We start from the raw sequence: 17,233 nt of genomic DNA, 5'->3' as shown, positions 1-17,233 counted from the left end.
TTAAGGAGACTTAAATTATGGCAAAAGTGAGCATCGTAGTACCAGTTTATAATACATCTAAATACTTGGAAAAATGTATTAATAGCATTATAAATCAAACATTACAGGAAATACAAATAATATTAGTTAATGATGGTTCTACTGATCATAGTCTATCTGTCTGCCGAAAGTATGCAAAACAAGATCACCGTATAATAGTAATTGATAAACCAAATGGTGGGTCATCTTCTGCTAGAAATGCTGGACTTGAGGTTGCAACAGGAGAATATATAGGCTTTGTAGATTCTGATGATTGGATAGAGCTTGAAATGTATGAAAATATGTATCAACAAATGAGTGAAATTCAAGCAGATATATGTATGTGTAACTATAAAGTCGATACTAATAATAAATCGATACCTATTGCGCTGGGTATTGAGCAGAACTTGCTACAAGGTGAGGAGATTATTTACAATATTATTATTAATATGATATCAACTTCAGATTTGAACAGCAAATCAGAAAATATAATGGCGAGTGTATGGAGATTAATTGTTAAAAAAGAATTATTCGATAAATACAATTTAATGTTTAGAGAAGATATTCATTTAATGGAAGATTTCGTATTTTGTATTGAAGCATTCTCGAAAAGTGATATAGTTAGTGTCAATAGAGGGTTTTATTATCACTATGTCAATAACTTGAATTCACTTTCTTCATTGTATAAAAAAGATATACTAAAGATGCACCTACAAGTATTTGATGCTACAATGAAAATATTAATAAATGAGAATATAGTAGGTATAGTTCAAAACAAATTAAATATTAGATATGTTAATATGTTTATTACTTCTATAACGAATGAAGTGCATAAGGACAATCATAAGAGCGTTTGGGAAAAAACAAGAGTAATCAATGAACTATGTAGAAATGATAAGTTGCATGAAATTTTAAATGGCATAAACACAAGTGGATATAAGATAAGGAAAAAACTTGTTTTATTTGCAATGAAATATGGGTTAGGTATTTACCTGATGGGATACTATAGTATTGTTGTAAGAATATCGAGAAAGCAATGTCGTTAACCAGCGCTAAACTAATCAAAAAGGTATTTCATTGACTACGGTATACATATTTGCTAATTTGAATATTATGCAAAAGTGATTCGTTAATAATCTTGTGTTATATATTTAATAACGATAAGAAACAAATTAATAAGGGAGTTTACTGATGAGAAAAGCAGCATTGGTCATCATGATTATTACCATCATCTCGAAAGTGTTTGGTTTTATGAGAGAAGTGGCGCTATCTTACTATTACGGCGCATCAGAGCTAACAGACGTGTATTTGATAGCAATTACAATTTCGGCAACGCTCTTTTCCTTTTTATTTACAGCAATTACAAATACATTTATACCAATGTACGGTAGAATAAAGAATGATGACGGTGAAAAAGCAGCCAATTATTTTACGAGTAACCTAATCAATATGAGCATTTTGTTATCTGGGGTGCTTATTTTAATCGTATTTTTATTCACAACTCCGTTGGTTAAGATCTTTGCAGTTGGATTTGAAGGAGAGACACTTGAACTTGCAATAGTATTTACAAGATTGAACGTCATCGGTGTGTTAGCTTCAGGTGCGCTGGCTATTTTGATGGCGTTTCTTCAAGTAAAAGATCGGTTTGTTATTCCTGCACTCGTTGGCTTTCCATTAAATTTTGCAGTGATTGCTGCAATTGTGATTAGTCATAAAACTAATTCAAGTGTTCTAATATGGGGAACGATGTTGTCGAGTTTTCTTCAATTGTTATTTGTACTTCCATCGGTATATAAATTGGGTTATCGTCATAGAGCGGTGATATCAATCAAGGATGAACACATTAAGACAATGCTTGTACTGGCAATGCCTGTGATTATTGGAACGTCTGTTAATCAAATAAATACATTGGTGGATCGTACATTGGCCTCATCAGTTGTGGTTGGTGGAATATCGGCGTTGAGTTATGCAGCAAAACTGAATGGTTTTGTGCAGGGTATGTTTGTTTACTCAATCGTAGTGGTGATTTATCCTAAAATTTCGCAGATGGCGTCTGAAGGAAGAGACGACGAATTAAAGATCGTGGTTGCAAAATCAATTAATGCGATTATGTTATTGATTTTACCTGCAACAGTTGGTACGATGGTGTTTGCTAGACCAATAGTGCAGATGATGTTCGGTCAAGGTGCTTTTGACGAAAGGGCGGTGGTGTTGACGACAGGAGCGTTGTTTTTTTATTCAATCGGCATGGTGGCATTCGGGGTGCAGGAGGTTTTATCAAGGACTTTTTATGCATTACAGGACACCAAAACTCCCATGTATAACGGGGTGTTGACGGTAGTCATTAATATCATACTAAATATTGTTTTATCTCAAGTTATGGGAATTTCAGGGCTTGCGTTAGCAACAAGTATATCTGCAGTGATATGTTCGGTACTTTTAATTAGGAGCCTAAGGAAAAAAACAGGACAGCTTGGTATAAAAAAAATATTAATGTCGTCAATAAAAATATTAATAGCCTCGGTTATAATGGGAGCAGGATCTTATTTCAGTTACCATAGACTTATTAGTGGTGTTGGTCATACTTTAGGATTGTTTATTGCAATTGCTATTGGGGTGCTTTTGTACGGAGCCATAATTCTTGCAATGAAAGTGCCTGAAATTGAAGAGATTATTATACAGATAAGGGGTAAGACAAGAAAAAAACATGTTTAACATAAAAAAATAGGTTTAACATAAAAAAACTGAAGTCACCAATAGTATCCTTATGAATTGGATGCAATTTTATATATGGGCATATAGTACTGCGTATTAAGTAAGGAAAACCTAGGATCATAAAAATTCAATAGGTGCACCTTGCGGAAAGGAGAAAGAAAGAATGAAACCTAAAATTACTGTTATCATACCGATCTATAATGTTGAAAAGTATTTGAGTCGATGTCTTGATTCAGTTTGTAATCAAAGTTTATCCGATTTAGAAATCATTTTAATAAATGATGGTTCTACGGATAACTCTTTGAAGATCATTGATGAATATAAAATTAAAGACAAAAGAATCATAGGCTTAAATCAAAAAAATCAAGGACAAGCAGCGGCTAGAAACGCCGGAATAAAGCTAGCTAGGGGTAAATACATTTCCTTTGTAGATTCAGATGATTGGATTGCACCGGACATGCTAGAAACATTATATAATCATGCTGCGAGCGAAGGTTCAGATATCGTAATGTGTAGCATTATGAAAGCATACAGTTTAGATAAAATAGTAAGTAATGTATCTGGGTCAGAATTTATAGTTAAAATAACTTCAGATAATATAAGTGAAGAAAGCTATAAATACTTCTTTGAATATGAAGGAGCTTCCCTATGTAATAAACTTTTTAAGTCGGAAATGATTCTCAATTACGATTGCAACTCAGTTCGACTACCTTTAGGTGAAGATATGATTCTGAATTTAAAATTATTAACGTTTATGCCGAAAATATCCTTTATAAATGAGAGCTTGTATTACTACTTCGCAAATGAATCATCCATTACACATAAATATTCAGAGAGCCAAATCAGTACATATGCGATTGCGATGAAAGAAGTTATAGATTTGGCAACAACCAATGGAATCCTTGAGGATATGAAAAAAGTATTACCATTGATTGTATTTAGGGGATTTTCAACTACAGTATTTAATTGTTATAGTTACAACAATCGAATTGCATTCTTGCGGTCGAAAATTAAAGAAATGTTGAATGAGGAAATTTATTATCATTGGATAAGACAGGGTATAACATCGAGATCAACACAATTAATTAAGAATAAATCTAACAAATTACATACAGATATTGTTTTTTTTCTCTTATCAAAAAGATTATACTTGATTACTTCGATAATAGAATGGATGAGATTTATGCTTGTGACATCAAAGAAAAACTAGCAATTAACTTGAGAATAGGTTAGAAAAATTTTATGGGTATCAAAAGTGTCATTTAAATACATAAATATTATGAAACAACATATTTGTAAAATATATTGTTAATAAGGAGACTTAAGTGGGATCAATTATATTATACGGTGGAATTATTTTAACAACTAGTATACTTGCAGAATGTACAGTGAAAATAAAAAATAAATTTATAAAAGCTTATTTTGCGTTATTAATGTTAATTGTTCCAGCTTTTTTTTCTGGTGTAAGATATGGTATTGGTACTGATTATTATAATTATGTAATAACCTTTGAGCAAAGCAAGAATAATATTGAAAATAGAATCGAAATAGGATATAATTTGCTTAATAAAGCAATATCTTTGTTAGGTGGAAATGCACAGGTTGGTTTTTTTGTAGTTTCGTTACTAACTATATTATTTGTTTATTTAGCACTATATGAACATAAAGACAAACTAAGCGTAGGAATAGGTATGTTTGTTTATATGTTGGTTAATTATCAAGCTTCATTTAATAATGTAAGACAATTATTAGCCGTTGCAATACTACTATTTAGCACTAAATATGTCTTTAAGAAAAAGATTATAAAATTTATGATTTGTGTTTTATTTTCTGCTAGTATTCATACTACAGCTTTGTTCTTTATACCCGTATATTTTATGTATTTTATAGTTGAGAAAAAAACAAGGTTATCCTTACAGTTTCTACTTTGGGGGATTATTATGCTCCTGGTACTTTATGCTGATTTAATCTTATTGAAACTCATTAATATTTTTCCTGTTTTATATATGTATGGAGTTTATTTGGACAACGCAGTAGCTGAATCACAGGGGCATCTTATGATGGATATATCAAACTTACCCTATATATTACCAGGAATTTTTTTGTATAGCTTCATTAAAAAGCATGACCATAGATTTGTATTTTATTATATGCTCTTAGTAATTGGGTTTATTATACAATTTGCCAGTAGAGGAGTATTTGCAACAATTTCATTACGAGCAAGTATTGTATTTTTTTCAGCTTTTACATTTGTAATACCCTATTACATAAGGATATTGAATTCAATGAAATTAGTTGTAATTAGTTATTTGATTTTAATTATTCTGATTGTTATTTGGTTAATCTTTTTATTTCATTTTAATAATAATCAAACAGTACCATATCAATGGATATTTTCTATTTAATTATGTAAGTGGACACATAAAACAGGACTATATTCCTATAAAATAGGGTTGCAATTATTGGTTAAAGGTGATAATATTAGTGTACAAACATTAATAGGTATATCTTTATATATTTTTAATGGGGTTAAAATTAGTGAATTTAATTTAAACATAATAGCATTACAGAATATACTTTTTAGATTATTTATTGAACTTCTACTGATAAAGGCAAACTATTCGAAAGAATAGGACGCAAAGCCAAGGGCCTTCTATATTATAGGTGGCAGCCGGTTCCCAAAGGGGAGTTTTTATGTTGCTAAAAATGTGGGTACAAACTTAATAAGAAACTAAAAGTGCAAAAAATTAGATTTTAATTAATTGTACTTCAAATGCAAAAGGCAAATTAGCTGAAAAGCTAAGACGCAAAACTACAGGGCCTGTAAAATGGCAGCCAGTTTCCTAAAATGGAGGAATAATTATGAAAAAAATAGTAGCGTTTGCACTATCAGTATTATTATTAGCAGGTATCATTCAGTCTTCAATATTTGTAAATACAAGTATTGCGGCTGAAACAACAGTTGTAGAATATGGGGTGTTGACAACAGAACAACTAAAAGTAGCAAACTTGACAGCTCTTGAAGAATATAAAAAAGCGAATGCAGCAACAAACGAAGTACTAAGATTAGCAAATGCGTTAGCAAATAATGATTATAGACAAGCGAATGTATTAGCAAGTGAAGAACTAAAATTAGCTAATATTGGAGCTAATGCCTCACAGATAAATAGTAATAAGATAGTTTATACAAATCAGTTAGCAAGTAACAAGCTAAATTATCAAAAACAACTTGAGTTAAATAAAACAATATACAACGAACAATTAATAGTTAATAAATTAGCATATAATGAACAATTAAAAGCCAATCAGTTGGCATATAATGCACAATTATTAACTAAAGAAGTATCTAATGAACCAGTAATAGTTAGTGAGAGTGAACCAGTAAATACGATAATAGATCAAGAAGAAAATGTAGTCAATAACGAACCAGTAGTCAATAACGAACCAGTAGTCAATAACGAACCAGTAGTCATTAACGAACCAGTAGTTATTGACGAGCCTCAACCTGAAATTAGTATTGATGTACAATTACCATCTGAATACATAAATGTAGTAAGTTTCGGAGCTAAAGGAGATGGATTCACCGATGATACAAAATCTATACAGAATGCGATTGATTCTTTAGGTGAAAATGGAGGCGTAATATTTTTTCCAAAAGGTATCTTTATCGCTAATAATATTAAATTAAAGTCTAATGTTACAATAATGGGAGATGGTTGGGAATCTATAATTCAACAAAAATCAGGATTAACTGGATACCAATCGCTTTTAGGTATAAATTCAGGTGGAGCTGGAACGCTTAAACCAGAAGGTAACAACGATTTGTTAGGAAGTATTAATAATGTTATAATTAAAAATATTAAGTTAAAAGGTACAGTTGATTCTGACGGATTCAGTGAATGGGTACACTTACTTACACTTAATTCATGTTCTAATATATTAGTCGATACAGTAAAATTCGAAGGTTATCGTGGTGATGGTATATTTATAGGTGTGGAGTCAAGGGTAGAAAGACATGTTTCAGATGTGAACGTTAGAAATTCGCAATTTAATGGGATTAATAAAGATAACAGAAATGGTATTAGTATACTCGATGGTTCAAACATACTTATAGAAAACAATTCGTTTGAGCATACTACTAGAAAGGATATGCCAGGAGCAATTGATATTGAACCTAATCATAATGAAAGTATCAAATGGACAATTCTTAAAAATATTACTATAAAAAATAATTCATTTAAAGATATTGGAGCAATAGCTATTGTATATTTCAATCCTAATAACCAAAGTGAAATGCTTAAAGGATCTACGGATGGAATAACTATCGAAGGCAATGTTATTGATGGAGCATATGTTGGGATTTATTTATCGCAGATTTATGAAACAATGAATGATTCAGTTCCTAAACTAAACATTAATATAGTAAACAATTCAATTAAAAATTGTTTAGCACCTGTTCAAGCTCAAGGTATTAGAGGATTAAGTATTCGAGGAAACTTATTTGAAAATTGTAATAGCGGTTTAGGCTTAGGCCTAGGTGGTAAAAAAGTACTTGATGTAAATGTAAATGGCAATTCTTTTGTAAGACTCGGTTCTACAGAGGATGCTGCTGGATTATTTATTGGAACTGCAAGCAGGATAACAATTGAAAACAACAAGTTTGAAGATTGTGGAGTGGTATCTACTAAGTACAAAGAAGGGTTTGCTATCATATTTTATGGTGGAACTACCGATAACATAATTTTTACGAAAAATACAGTAACATCCCCAAATAATATAACCACAAGCTTTATCTACGTAGCTTCTAATCATACTTTTAATGCAACTACGAATACATACAGCGGTAATATTACAGGTGGTTTTAGTTCATCTAAAATCGTAAAATTATAAAAACTCAAGAATTGTAGAATAATAAAAACAATCCCGTGTTATGCAAATGAAACATATTCGGGGTTGTTTTTATTTGTTAAAAAAGAGTAATTATTATTAGAAAATGTCGATTATTCATTTGAATAAACTTAACTTATATTTCATTTATATTTCATTTGTATTTCATTCTACAAACATTTTGTTTTATATGTTGAAAAAAAAAATGTATTGTGATACTCTTTTACTAGAATATAAAAGAAAGAGACGGTGATGGAATTAATTATGAAAAACCAAAATAAAAATAAAAAAGTAATATTGGGAATTATTATTTCATTTAGCTTTTTGTATCTCATTATAATGTTTTCCTCATCTTCTACAGAAATTAATACAAGCGAAGAAATTCCAGTTATGGAAGTATCGGAATCAACTATTCTTTATAAAATAGATGATAAAGAAATCAATAACAGTATAGATGATTCGGGAACCTATGAAGGAATCATAGAAAATTCTGGTGCAGATAGTGAAATTGATTCTATAACAAACAACATTTCACCTGTTATTGTTGCTGATGTTGCTAATGTTGCTAATGTTGCTAATGTTGCTAATGTTGCTAAAATTGAATCACCATTTATTAGTATTGATAAAAAATATCGTGCTGTAGCCCTGGGGGCATCAGATTTATCCGAACGAAATAAAGTAAATATAGTAGCGTTTGGTGCTAAGGGTGATGGCATTACTGATGATACAAAATCTATTCAAGATGCTATCGATTTTTTAGGAGATGAGGGAGGCATAGTTTATATCCCTAAAGGTAATTATCTTTGCAATAATATTAAATTAAAGTCTAATATTTCGATCATAGGAGATGGGTGGAACTCTGTACTTCAACAAAAAGTAGAAGAACATAAGTTTCAATCACTTTTAGGTATAAATCAAGGTGGAATTGATACAAATCAACCAAATGGTAATAAAAAATTAGTAGGAAGCATTCAAAATGTTGAAATAAAAAATCTTAAACTACAAGGTACTGTTGATTCTGAAGGATTCAGTGAATGGGTGCACTTACTCTCATTAAACTCATGTTCTAATATATTAGTAGACACGGTTATGTTTGAAGGTTTTCGAGGTGATGGTATTTTTATTGGAGTAGAGTCTAAGAAAGAAAGACATGTTTCAAATGTAACAATTAGAAATTCGCAGTTTGATGGGATTAATAAGGACAATAGAAATGGCATAAGTATACTTGATGGCTCAGACATACTTATAGAAAATAATAAATTTAAGCGTATTAGTAGAAGCGATATGCCAGGAGCAATTTGTATTGAACCTAACCATAAAAATAGTATTGAGTGGACAATTATTAAAGACATTACTATTAAAAACAATTATTTTAATGATATAGGAACAATAGGTATTGTATATTATAACCCTAATTATCTAAGTACAATGTTATTGGGACCTACAGAAGGCATAGTAATAGAAGGAAATGTTATTGATGGTGCATATATTGGTATTCATTTAACACAGGCATATGAAGTTATGAATGATTCTATTCCGAAGCTAAACATTAATATCTTGAAGAATACAATTAAAAATTGCTTTGCTCCTATACAAGCGCAAGGCATTAGAGGATTAAATATCCAAGAGAATTTGTTGCAAAATTGCAATAGTGGTTTAGGCTTAGGTCTTGGTGGTAAAAAGGTGCTTGATGTGAATGTGGTAGGTAATTCCTTTGTAAAACTAGGTCATACTGAAGATGGTGCTGGATTACTAATTAACAATGCCAGCAGTGTAACGATTACAAAAAACACTTTTGAAGATTGTGGTGTAGTTTCTAAGAAATCAAAAGAAGGCTTTGCAATCATTTTTTATGGTGGAGGTAGTGATAATATGATTATTGAAAAAAATTCCGTTACTTCTCCGAGCAACATAACTACGCACTTTATTTATGTGGCACCTAATCACAAATTCAATTCAGTTGCAAATAAATACAATGATAATAAAACAGGATCATTTATAACATCGAAGATAGTAAAAAAATATTAGTTTTACTTAATTTATGTCCAAAAAATATAAAAAATCCAATTTAGTTAAGGCGAGTATAACTAAATTGGATTTTTTTGTATCTAAGGAAAGCCAAGTGTTTTTGCTTGTTATACTGTACAAAAAGGTGATGTGTAATGATTCATAATGCTATTATTGTTGTTCAATTGTTTAAATATACTTAAAAGTAGCAAACGATTTTCTGAACTTGACACATTTACAAATCATATTATTTAATCGAATAATAAATAAATATAAAGCATGCACTCAAGGTATAAAAGTAAAATATAAAATAGAATATTGATATATAGTTGACAACCAGGTAAGATGGGTTTAAAATAATAGAGGAATTATACAATTGATAAAAAAATGGGGGAATAAAAATGTACACTTATTTACAGGAATCTTTGGAATCGTATACTGAAGCTACTGGACCAATTAGGGTGTGTGTGGTAGGAATCGGTTTTATTGCTCAAGGATTAATTATTGAAATGTCGAGAATGGAAAGAGAATTTTTTTTCCCAGCGGTTGTCGTATATAGGGATATTGACAAGTTATATCGGTGTTTAGACAACTGTGAACGCATATATAAAATCAGAATATGCAATTCTCCAGAAGATGTTAATCAGGCAAGAAAGAATGGTGAGATTGCAGCAATCAAAAATTATCAACTTGCGTTTGAAGCAAATATTGACATTGTTGCAGATTTAACAGGTGATGCGGCTTATGGTGCAGAAATTGCCTATGAAACCATTAAGCATCATTGTAATATAGTGGCAAGTCCAGAAATAGATATTTGTTTAGGGCACTTCTTCTCAAATCTAGCAGATCAACATAATGTGGTGTATTCAGGATTTTCAGGTGATGAGCCAGGAGAAATTCGAAATCTATATAGCTATGTTAAAATGACTGCCTTGGATATTATTGCTGTCGGGAAGTTTAAAAATTATATCAATCGCTATGCTAATCCTACTTCCGTTCAAAAATGGGCAGATCTGTATCAACAAAATCCAATAAAGCTATCATCCTTTGCAGATGGTACGAAAATGAATATTGAAATGGGTATTACCGCAAATGCCCTAGGTTTAGTGCCAGATGTTCCTGGCATGAATAGCCCTGAGGGTTCATTAGATACCGTAACAGAGCTTATTCGCCTTAAAGAAGATGGTGGTATTTTATCAAAAAAGGGCGTTATAGAGATTGTTAGAAATGTTGAACCTACCGGAGGTGTTTTTGTTATAGGGTATACTACGAACAAAGCACTAGTAAGTGATTTGAAATACTATAAAATGGGTAATGGTCCATATTATTTGTTTTACAAGCCGTATCATCTATGTGCCTTTGAAATGCTTATGGGAATAGCAAAAAATGTTGTATTTAAATCCTCCGTCATTAAACCATTAAAAGAGAAAAAATGTGATGTATTAGTTTATGCAAAGAAGGATTTAAAGGCTGGAGATACACTGGATGAAATAGGAGGTTATACTTACTATGGTTTATTAGAAGATATCAAAGAGGTATCTGTGAGAAATTACTTGCCGGTTTCATTGGCTACAGGTTGTATACTAAAAAAAGACATTCAAAAAGATGAGTTGATTACATTAAAGGATGTTGAGTTTAATGAGCAATCAATTTTATGGACATTGTTAAGTACACAATACAAAAGATAAGGTGGACGATTTGTCTTAATTCGCAACATATAAAATTCATTGTTTGAGGTAGCTATACTGAGGCACTGGATTTGTATATGAAACAAGAGGTTTTATACTAGATTAATCATATATATTGGAGGAAAGTGACATGAAAGGTATTATACTTGCGGGAGGATCCGGATCACGATTATATCCGATTACGAAAGCGATTTCTAAACAATTATTACCTGTTTTTGACAAACCAATGATTTATTACCCACTTTCAACTTTAATGCTTGCAGGCATAAGTGAAATACTAATTATTTCAACACCAAGGGATTTAGGACTATACAAAAATTTACTAGGCTCGGGTGAACATCTAGGCATTAATCTTTCATACATTGAGCAGCAAAAGCCGAGTGGTATAGCAGAAGCCTTTATTCTAGGGGAAACCTTTATCGGAAATGAAGCCGTTGCACTAATTTTAGGTGACAATATCTTTTATGGTCAGGGATTTTCTAAATTACTTGAAGAGTGTGCACAGTTAAAAAATGGCAGTATTATATTCGGATATTATTTCCAAGACCCTACTGCGTATGGAGTTATCGAATTTGATGAAAATGGAAAAGCTATTTCAATATGTGAAAAACCGACAGTACCAAAGTCGCATTTTGCCGTACCTGGGCTCTATTTTTATGATAATAGAGTTGTAGAAATTGCAAAAGAGCTTCATCCCTCTCAGAGAGGTGAATTGGAGATTACAGACGTAAATCTAGCATATTTGAAAAGCGGAGAACTAAGTGTTAAATTACTTGGTAGAGGTTTGGCGTGGCTTGATACGGGTACTCATGAAAGTTTATTAGATGCTTCAAATTATGTAGCAACTATACAAAAAAGACAGGGTTTTTATGTGGCATGCATCGAAGAGATTGCCTATAGAAAAGGTTTTATTTCCAGAGAGCAATTAACAATACTTGCAGATGGATTTTCAAATACCCAATATGGTGATTATTTAAAGATGATATCTGAGGATTTCAATAATACTTTCGCAGGTAACACAGTTATCTAGAAAATGATAAGGAGATATCAAGTGAATAAAATTGGCAACTTCGTATTTACAGAGACAGATTTAGAGGGTGTTATTATGATTGAACCTCAAGTATTTGAGGACTCAAGAGGTTCTTTTATGGAAGGGTTTCACTATGACACATTTAAAAAGGCGGGTATCGATATGCAAATCCGTCAGATTAACGTTTCGCGATCAAAACAAGGTGTGTTAAGAGGATTACACTATCAGAAAAACTATCCTCAAGCAAAATTGGTTAAGGTAATGAGAGGAGAAATATTTGACGTGGCTGTTGATGTGCGTGAGGGATCAACAACGTATGGCAAATGGTTTGGACTAGTGCTTTCGGAACAAAATAAAAAACAACTATATATTCCTAGAGGATTTGCACATGGATTTTTGGTTTTATCTGAAGAAGCAGAATTTTTATATATGGTTGATAATGATTATTATCCAGAAGACGAAAGTGGTGTCATGTGGGATGATCCTAAAATAGGTATAAATTGGCCGATAAACAGTATTTCAGAAGTTTTATTATCTGAAAAAGATAATAAACTTAACAATTTAAAGTGATAAAGAGATATTAATCTATATACGGTTTAGGAGAGAAGAGATGAAAACAATATTAGTTACTGGTGGAGCAGGTTTTATTGGAAGTACTTTTATAACTTACATATTAAATAAATATCCTGAGTATTTTATAATAAATTTTGATAAGCTTACATATGCAGGTAATCTTGAAAATTTGAATGAAGCCAAATCTTTTGATAACTATAAATTTATTCAAGGAGATATTATTGATAGAGAGCATTTGTGGGAAATTTTTAATAGCAATGAAATCCATTATGTTGTAAATTTTGCTGCTGAAACACATGTGGACAGGAGCATTGATGATCCTGATGTTTTTATCAGAACAAATGTTTTAGGTACTGGAGTATTGTTAGATGTTAGCAAAAGAAGCTGGGAAGAAGGGACAGATGAACAAGGATATCCTGTTTATAAAGAAGGAGTAAAATATATTCAAATATCGACAGATGAGGTTTATGGTGCTTTAGGTAAAGAGGGTTTATTTACTGAATTAACCCCATTGTCACCTAACAGTCCTTACTCAGCAAGTAAAGCGAGTGGAGACTTATTGGTACAGGCGTATCATAATACTTATCATTTTCCAGCAATCATAACGCGGTGTTCAAATAATTATGGTCCGAGACAATACCCAGAAAAACTGATACCTTTGATGATAAAAAAAGCCTTGCAGATGGAAAAACTACCTGTTTATGGGGATGGCTTACAGATTAGAGATTGGATTCATGTAGTGGATCATTGTAGAGCCATAGACCAAGTTATGCAAATGGGGTGCATAGGTGAGGTTTATAATATTGGGGGCATTCAAGAGAAACAAAACATAGAAATTATTAAGCTGATTTTGGAAATATTGGGAAAGAACGACACTTTGATTGAATATATTCAAGATCGACTAGGGCATGATCGCAGATATGCCATTGACAATACAAAAATTAGAAATGAGATAAAATGGGAACCCATTTATTCCTTTGAAAATGGAATGGTGGAGACCATTGATTGGTATAAACCGATTTTTTTGAAAGAAGTCCATAAATAAAATATTTCAAGCTAACTTTGCAAAAAAAATGTTTTATGGTATACTTTTAGGGAGTATAGTATATTGAAAAAATGGAACCTATTTAATGTGGGTATAAGATATTTAAATCATAAAATAGAAAGTGAAAGGTATACTCTATGAAAAATCAAAATAAAAAGCTTAAAGCAATATTGGGAATTATTATGGCAATAAGCCTTTTATATTTAATTTGGAATTTATTGTTTTCTTCATCTTCTAAAACAGAGATAAAAAAAAGCCAAGAGGTACCAAATGTTGTAAAATCAGACGAGTCAATTGTCGAAAAATTAGAGTACAATAATAAAGAGCTTATTGACAGATTGAATAAGAAAAATATTACAGTTTCAATATTAGGAACTGATGAAAGAGACACGGAGACTTCTCGTAGCGATATAATAATGGTTATTAAATATTATCCTGTAACCAATAAAGCTATACTAATTTCTATTCCCCGAGATACTAGAGTTGAAATACCAGGCATGAAATTAGATAAAATAAATCATGCTTTTGCTTTTGGGGGACCGGAATTATCGCAAAAAACTCTTGAGAATTTATTTGATATATCAATTGACTATTATCTGAAATTTAGTTTTGAAGATTTTATAATGATAGTGGATGATTTTGAGGGTGTAACTGTTAATGCAGTAAAAGATTTTGGTTACAACGGTCAAGTACAAGTACCTAAAGGAGAACATATACTAAATGGAGAAGATGCATTGTTCTATGTAAGATATAGAAGTGACTCAGATGGAGATTTTGGAAGAATAAATAGACAGCAAGAAGTAGTGAAATCCTTGGCTCATACCATCAAAAATGAGGATATAGAAAACGTAATCCCCGTTCTAGATAAAGCGTATGGAAATATGGTTACAAATATGGAACTATTAGAGATGATTAATTACTTAACGTTATTGGAAAGTAAAGATGAATTGGAGATTTATGAAAGAACTTTGAAGACAAGTTCAAGAATGATTAATGGGATTTATTATGGGGAATATGATGAACAGGATTTAACTGAAATACAAGAATTATTAAATCAATAAAGGTGGGATATTAATGGACGATCAATATAAAGAAATGGATTTAGTTGAAATTATAAATTTTATATTAAACAAATGGTGGATATTAATGTTGTTTAGTGCTATAAGTGCTAGTTTAACACTTTTTATTAATGTAGAATACATACAACCAGTATATGAGGCTGAAACCACTCTATTTATTGGTAAAGAGAAAAACAATATTGGAGAATTAGGTATATCATTGTCAGAGTTTGAAGTTAAGAATAAACTAGTAGTTGATTATAAGCAAATTGTAGGAACTCGTTTAGTGGTAGAAGAAGTCATACAAAATTTTAAACTTCAGATGACTTTGGAAGAGTTTAGAGAGAGTTTATTTGTTAATACAATTGAAGATTCGAGGTTTTTCACTGTCGGGTTCAAGAATACGGACCCAGTACTTGCAGCAAATATTTCAAATGAATTAGCTAAACAATTAACTATAGTTGCAGCTGAGATAGTTGATGTTGAAAGCATTAGAATTATTGATATGGCAATTATTCCAATGGAACCTATTAGTCCAAACAAAATAATGTATACTTTGATTGCAGGTATAGTTGGTTTTATGATGGGATTATTATTTCTTTTTATTCAACTTCTATTAAATAATACTATAAAAAAAGAGGAAGACATTGAAAAATTGATTGGATTACCAGTAATTGGTACCATTCCCAAATTTTAAATGAGAGGAGTATATTATGAACAACGATGGATTAGTTACAATCAAAAAACCTAATTCCTATATATCTGAGTGTTATAAAATGTTTCGAACAAATCTTAACTATATAAATATTGACGGGAAGTATAAAATATTTATGACTACTAGTGCTACTGTGGGGGAAGGAAAATCAACATCTACTTGTAACCTGGCCATTTCACTCGCACAGGTTGGAAAAAAAGTATTACTTATAGACTGTGACCTAAGATGCGCAAATATACATAACATTTTTGGACTAAAGCAAACACCAGGGCTAACAGGGCTGTTATCTACAAATATGCTTTTATCTGAGGTTGTACAGCAACCTATGGAAATAAAGGGATTAGACATATTGTGTGCCGGATTAAAGCCACCTGCCCCAGCAGAATTATTAGGTTCTGAAAAATTTAAGAATTTGATTAATACAGCAAGTAATATATACGACATTATTTTGCTTGATGCGCCACCAGTTCTATATGTTACTGATGCATCTATAATTTCTCAATTAGTAGATGGAGTAATATTGGTTGTTGCAGCAAATAAAACAAAAAAGAGTGTTGTGGTTAATGCAAAAAAAGCGTTAGATAAAGTGGGTGCAAATATTGTTGGTGTAACAATAACAAAAATGACCATAAAGCAAAAAGGGAAATATTATGGCGAAAAAGGAAAAAATATTATAAAAACAAAATAATAAACTAAAGTTTATCGGAGTAAAATTATGATGGATATACATAGCCATATAATATATGGACTAGATGATGGCGCAAAAACCATAGAAGATTCAGAATTGATGATTAATATGGCTTATAACGATGGTATTCGTTCGATGATAGCTACACCACATTATAATAAATATTATATTTATGATATTGAGTCAATGGAAAAGCGATTTCAAGAAATAGTAGATAAATTTAAAGAAGATAAAAGTGATCTGAAATTTTATCTTGGTAATGAGGCATATTTAGATGAATATCTACTGGAAGCTTTAGTGGGTGGAAAATGCAAAACTTTAGGAGGAAGTCAATATGTTCTAATTGAATTGAGCTACAATTCACCGCTTCAAATGGTAAAAAAGATGTTGTTTGATATTATAATAAGTGGTTATATACCAATTATAGCTCATTGTGAAAGGCTCATTGGTACTAAAGATGATTTAAATAAAATCATTGAACTTAAAGAAATGGGCTGCTATATGCAGATTAATGTTAGTATCCTTAATAAGTCAAAAATATGGTTAAAACGGTGGTTGCTTAAAAGATTAAAGGATCATACAATAAGCTTTGTATCATCTGATGCGCATAATATAAGTAATAGAAGGCCAATCCTAATGGATGCATATAATATGGTTAGCAAAAAGATTGGGAGAGAGATAGCTGATAACGTATTTCTGAGCAACCCAGAAAAAATAGTACTTGGCGGAACTATTATATAAGTAAAGAATATCTTACCAAAATATTATTGCCTTTAATTCTCTCGAAGGAAATTAAGAAGGTTTATAAC

At 31.1% G+C, this 17,233-nt stretch carries 14 protein-coding genes and 2 riboswitches; all 14 genes read left to right on the top strand.

What is annotated here, in order from left to right:
* Positions 1–17 precede the first annotated feature (17 nt).
* Positions 18–1,064, top strand: a complete 1,047-nt coding sequence (locus CVU84_00750) for a hypothetical protein (GenBank protein PKM96276.1) — start codon at positions 18–20, stop codon at positions 1,062–1,064.
* 145 nt (positions 1,065–1,209) lie between these two features.
* Positions 1,210–2,733 (top strand): murein biosynthesis integral membrane protein MurJ, encoded by a 1,524-nt coding sequence (mviN, locus tag CVU84_00745; GenBank protein PKM96275.1) that lies wholly within the window; start codon positions 1,210–1,212, stop codon positions 2,731–2,733.
* Positions 2,734–2,896: 163 nt separating this feature from the next.
* Complete coding sequence (locus CVU84_00740; GenBank protein ID PKM96274.1) at positions 2,897–3,943, top strand: hypothetical protein; 1,047 nt, start codon at positions 2,897–2,899, stop codon at positions 3,941–3,943.
* A gap of 115 nt (positions 3,944–4,058) precedes the next feature.
* Complete coding sequence (locus CVU84_00735; protein ID PKM96273.1) at positions 4,059–5,138, top strand: hypothetical protein; 1,080 nt, start codon at positions 4,059–4,061, stop codon at positions 5,136–5,138.
* Between the two features lie 196 nt (positions 5,139–5,334).
* A riboswitch (cyclic di-GMP riboswitch) is annotated at positions 5,335–5,416 on the top strand.
* Positions 5,417–5,504: 88 nt separating this feature from the next.
* Positions 5,505–5,580: riboswitch (cyclic di-GMP riboswitch) on the top strand.
* A 15-nt stretch (positions 5,581–5,595) separates the two neighbouring features.
* Entirely contained in the window at positions 5,596–7,623 is a 2,028-nt protein-coding gene (locus CVU84_00730; protein ID PKM96272.1) for a hypothetical protein, read from the top strand.
* A gap of 249 nt (positions 7,624–7,872) precedes the next feature.
* Positions 7,873–9,648: a hypothetical protein gene (locus CVU84_00725; GenBank protein ID PKM96271.1), complete on the top strand. Its 1,776-nt coding sequence runs from the start codon at positions 7,873–7,875 to the stop codon at positions 9,646–9,648.
* A gap of 380 nt (positions 9,649–10,028) precedes the next feature.
* Complete coding sequence (locus tag CVU84_00720; protein ID PKM96270.1) at positions 10,029–11,315, top strand: hypothetical protein; 1,287 nt, start codon at positions 10,029–10,031, stop codon at positions 11,313–11,315.
* A 130-nt stretch (positions 11,316–11,445) separates the two neighbouring features.
* Positions 11,446–12,345, top strand: a complete 900-nt coding sequence (rfbA, locus tag CVU84_00715; GenBank protein ID PKM96269.1) for a glucose-1-phosphate thymidylyltransferase — start codon at positions 11,446–11,448, stop codon at positions 12,343–12,345.
* Positions 12,346–12,375: 30 nt separating this feature from the next.
* Complete coding sequence (gene rfbC / locus CVU84_00710; GenBank protein ID PKM96500.1) at positions 12,376–12,915, top strand: dTDP-4-dehydrorhamnose 3,5-epimerase; 540 nt, start codon at positions 12,376–12,378, stop codon at positions 12,913–12,915.
* A gap of 40 nt (positions 12,916–12,955) precedes the next feature.
* Positions 12,956–13,963 (top strand): dTDP-glucose 4,6-dehydratase, encoded by a 1,008-nt coding sequence (gene rfbB / locus CVU84_00705; GenBank protein ID PKM96268.1) that lies wholly within the window; start codon positions 12,956–12,958, stop codon positions 13,961–13,963.
* A gap of 137 nt (positions 13,964–14,100) precedes the next feature.
* Positions 14,101–15,024 carry a hypothetical protein gene (locus CVU84_00700; protein ID PKM96267.1) on the top strand — a complete coding sequence of 308 codons (924 nt, stop codon included), beginning with the start codon at positions 14,101–14,103 and terminating at the stop codon, positions 15,022–15,024.
* Positions 15,025–15,037: 13 nt separating this feature from the next.
* Entirely contained in the window at positions 15,038–15,718 is a 681-nt protein-coding gene (locus tag CVU84_00695) for a hypothetical protein (GenBank protein ID PKM96266.1), read from the top strand.
* A 16-nt stretch (positions 15,719–15,734) separates the two neighbouring features.
* Positions 15,735–16,424, top strand: a complete 690-nt coding sequence (locus CVU84_00690; GenBank protein ID PKM96265.1) for a capsular biosynthesis protein — start codon at positions 15,735–15,737, stop codon at positions 16,422–16,424.
* Positions 16,425–16,451: 27 nt separating this feature from the next.
* Positions 16,452–17,165, top strand: a complete 714-nt coding sequence (locus CVU84_00685) for a hypothetical protein (protein ID PKM96264.1) — start codon at positions 16,452–16,454, stop codon at positions 17,163–17,165.
* Positions 17,166–17,233 lie beyond the last annotated feature (68 nt).

This window comes from Firmicutes bacterium HGW-Firmicutes-1 (genome assembly GCA_002841625.1).
Lineage (GTDB): Bacteria > Bacillota > Clostridia > Lachnospirales > Vallitaleaceae > HGW-1.
Note: the sequence above shows the minus strand (reverse complement) of the source record. Positions and strands in the feature narration are given on the sequence as shown.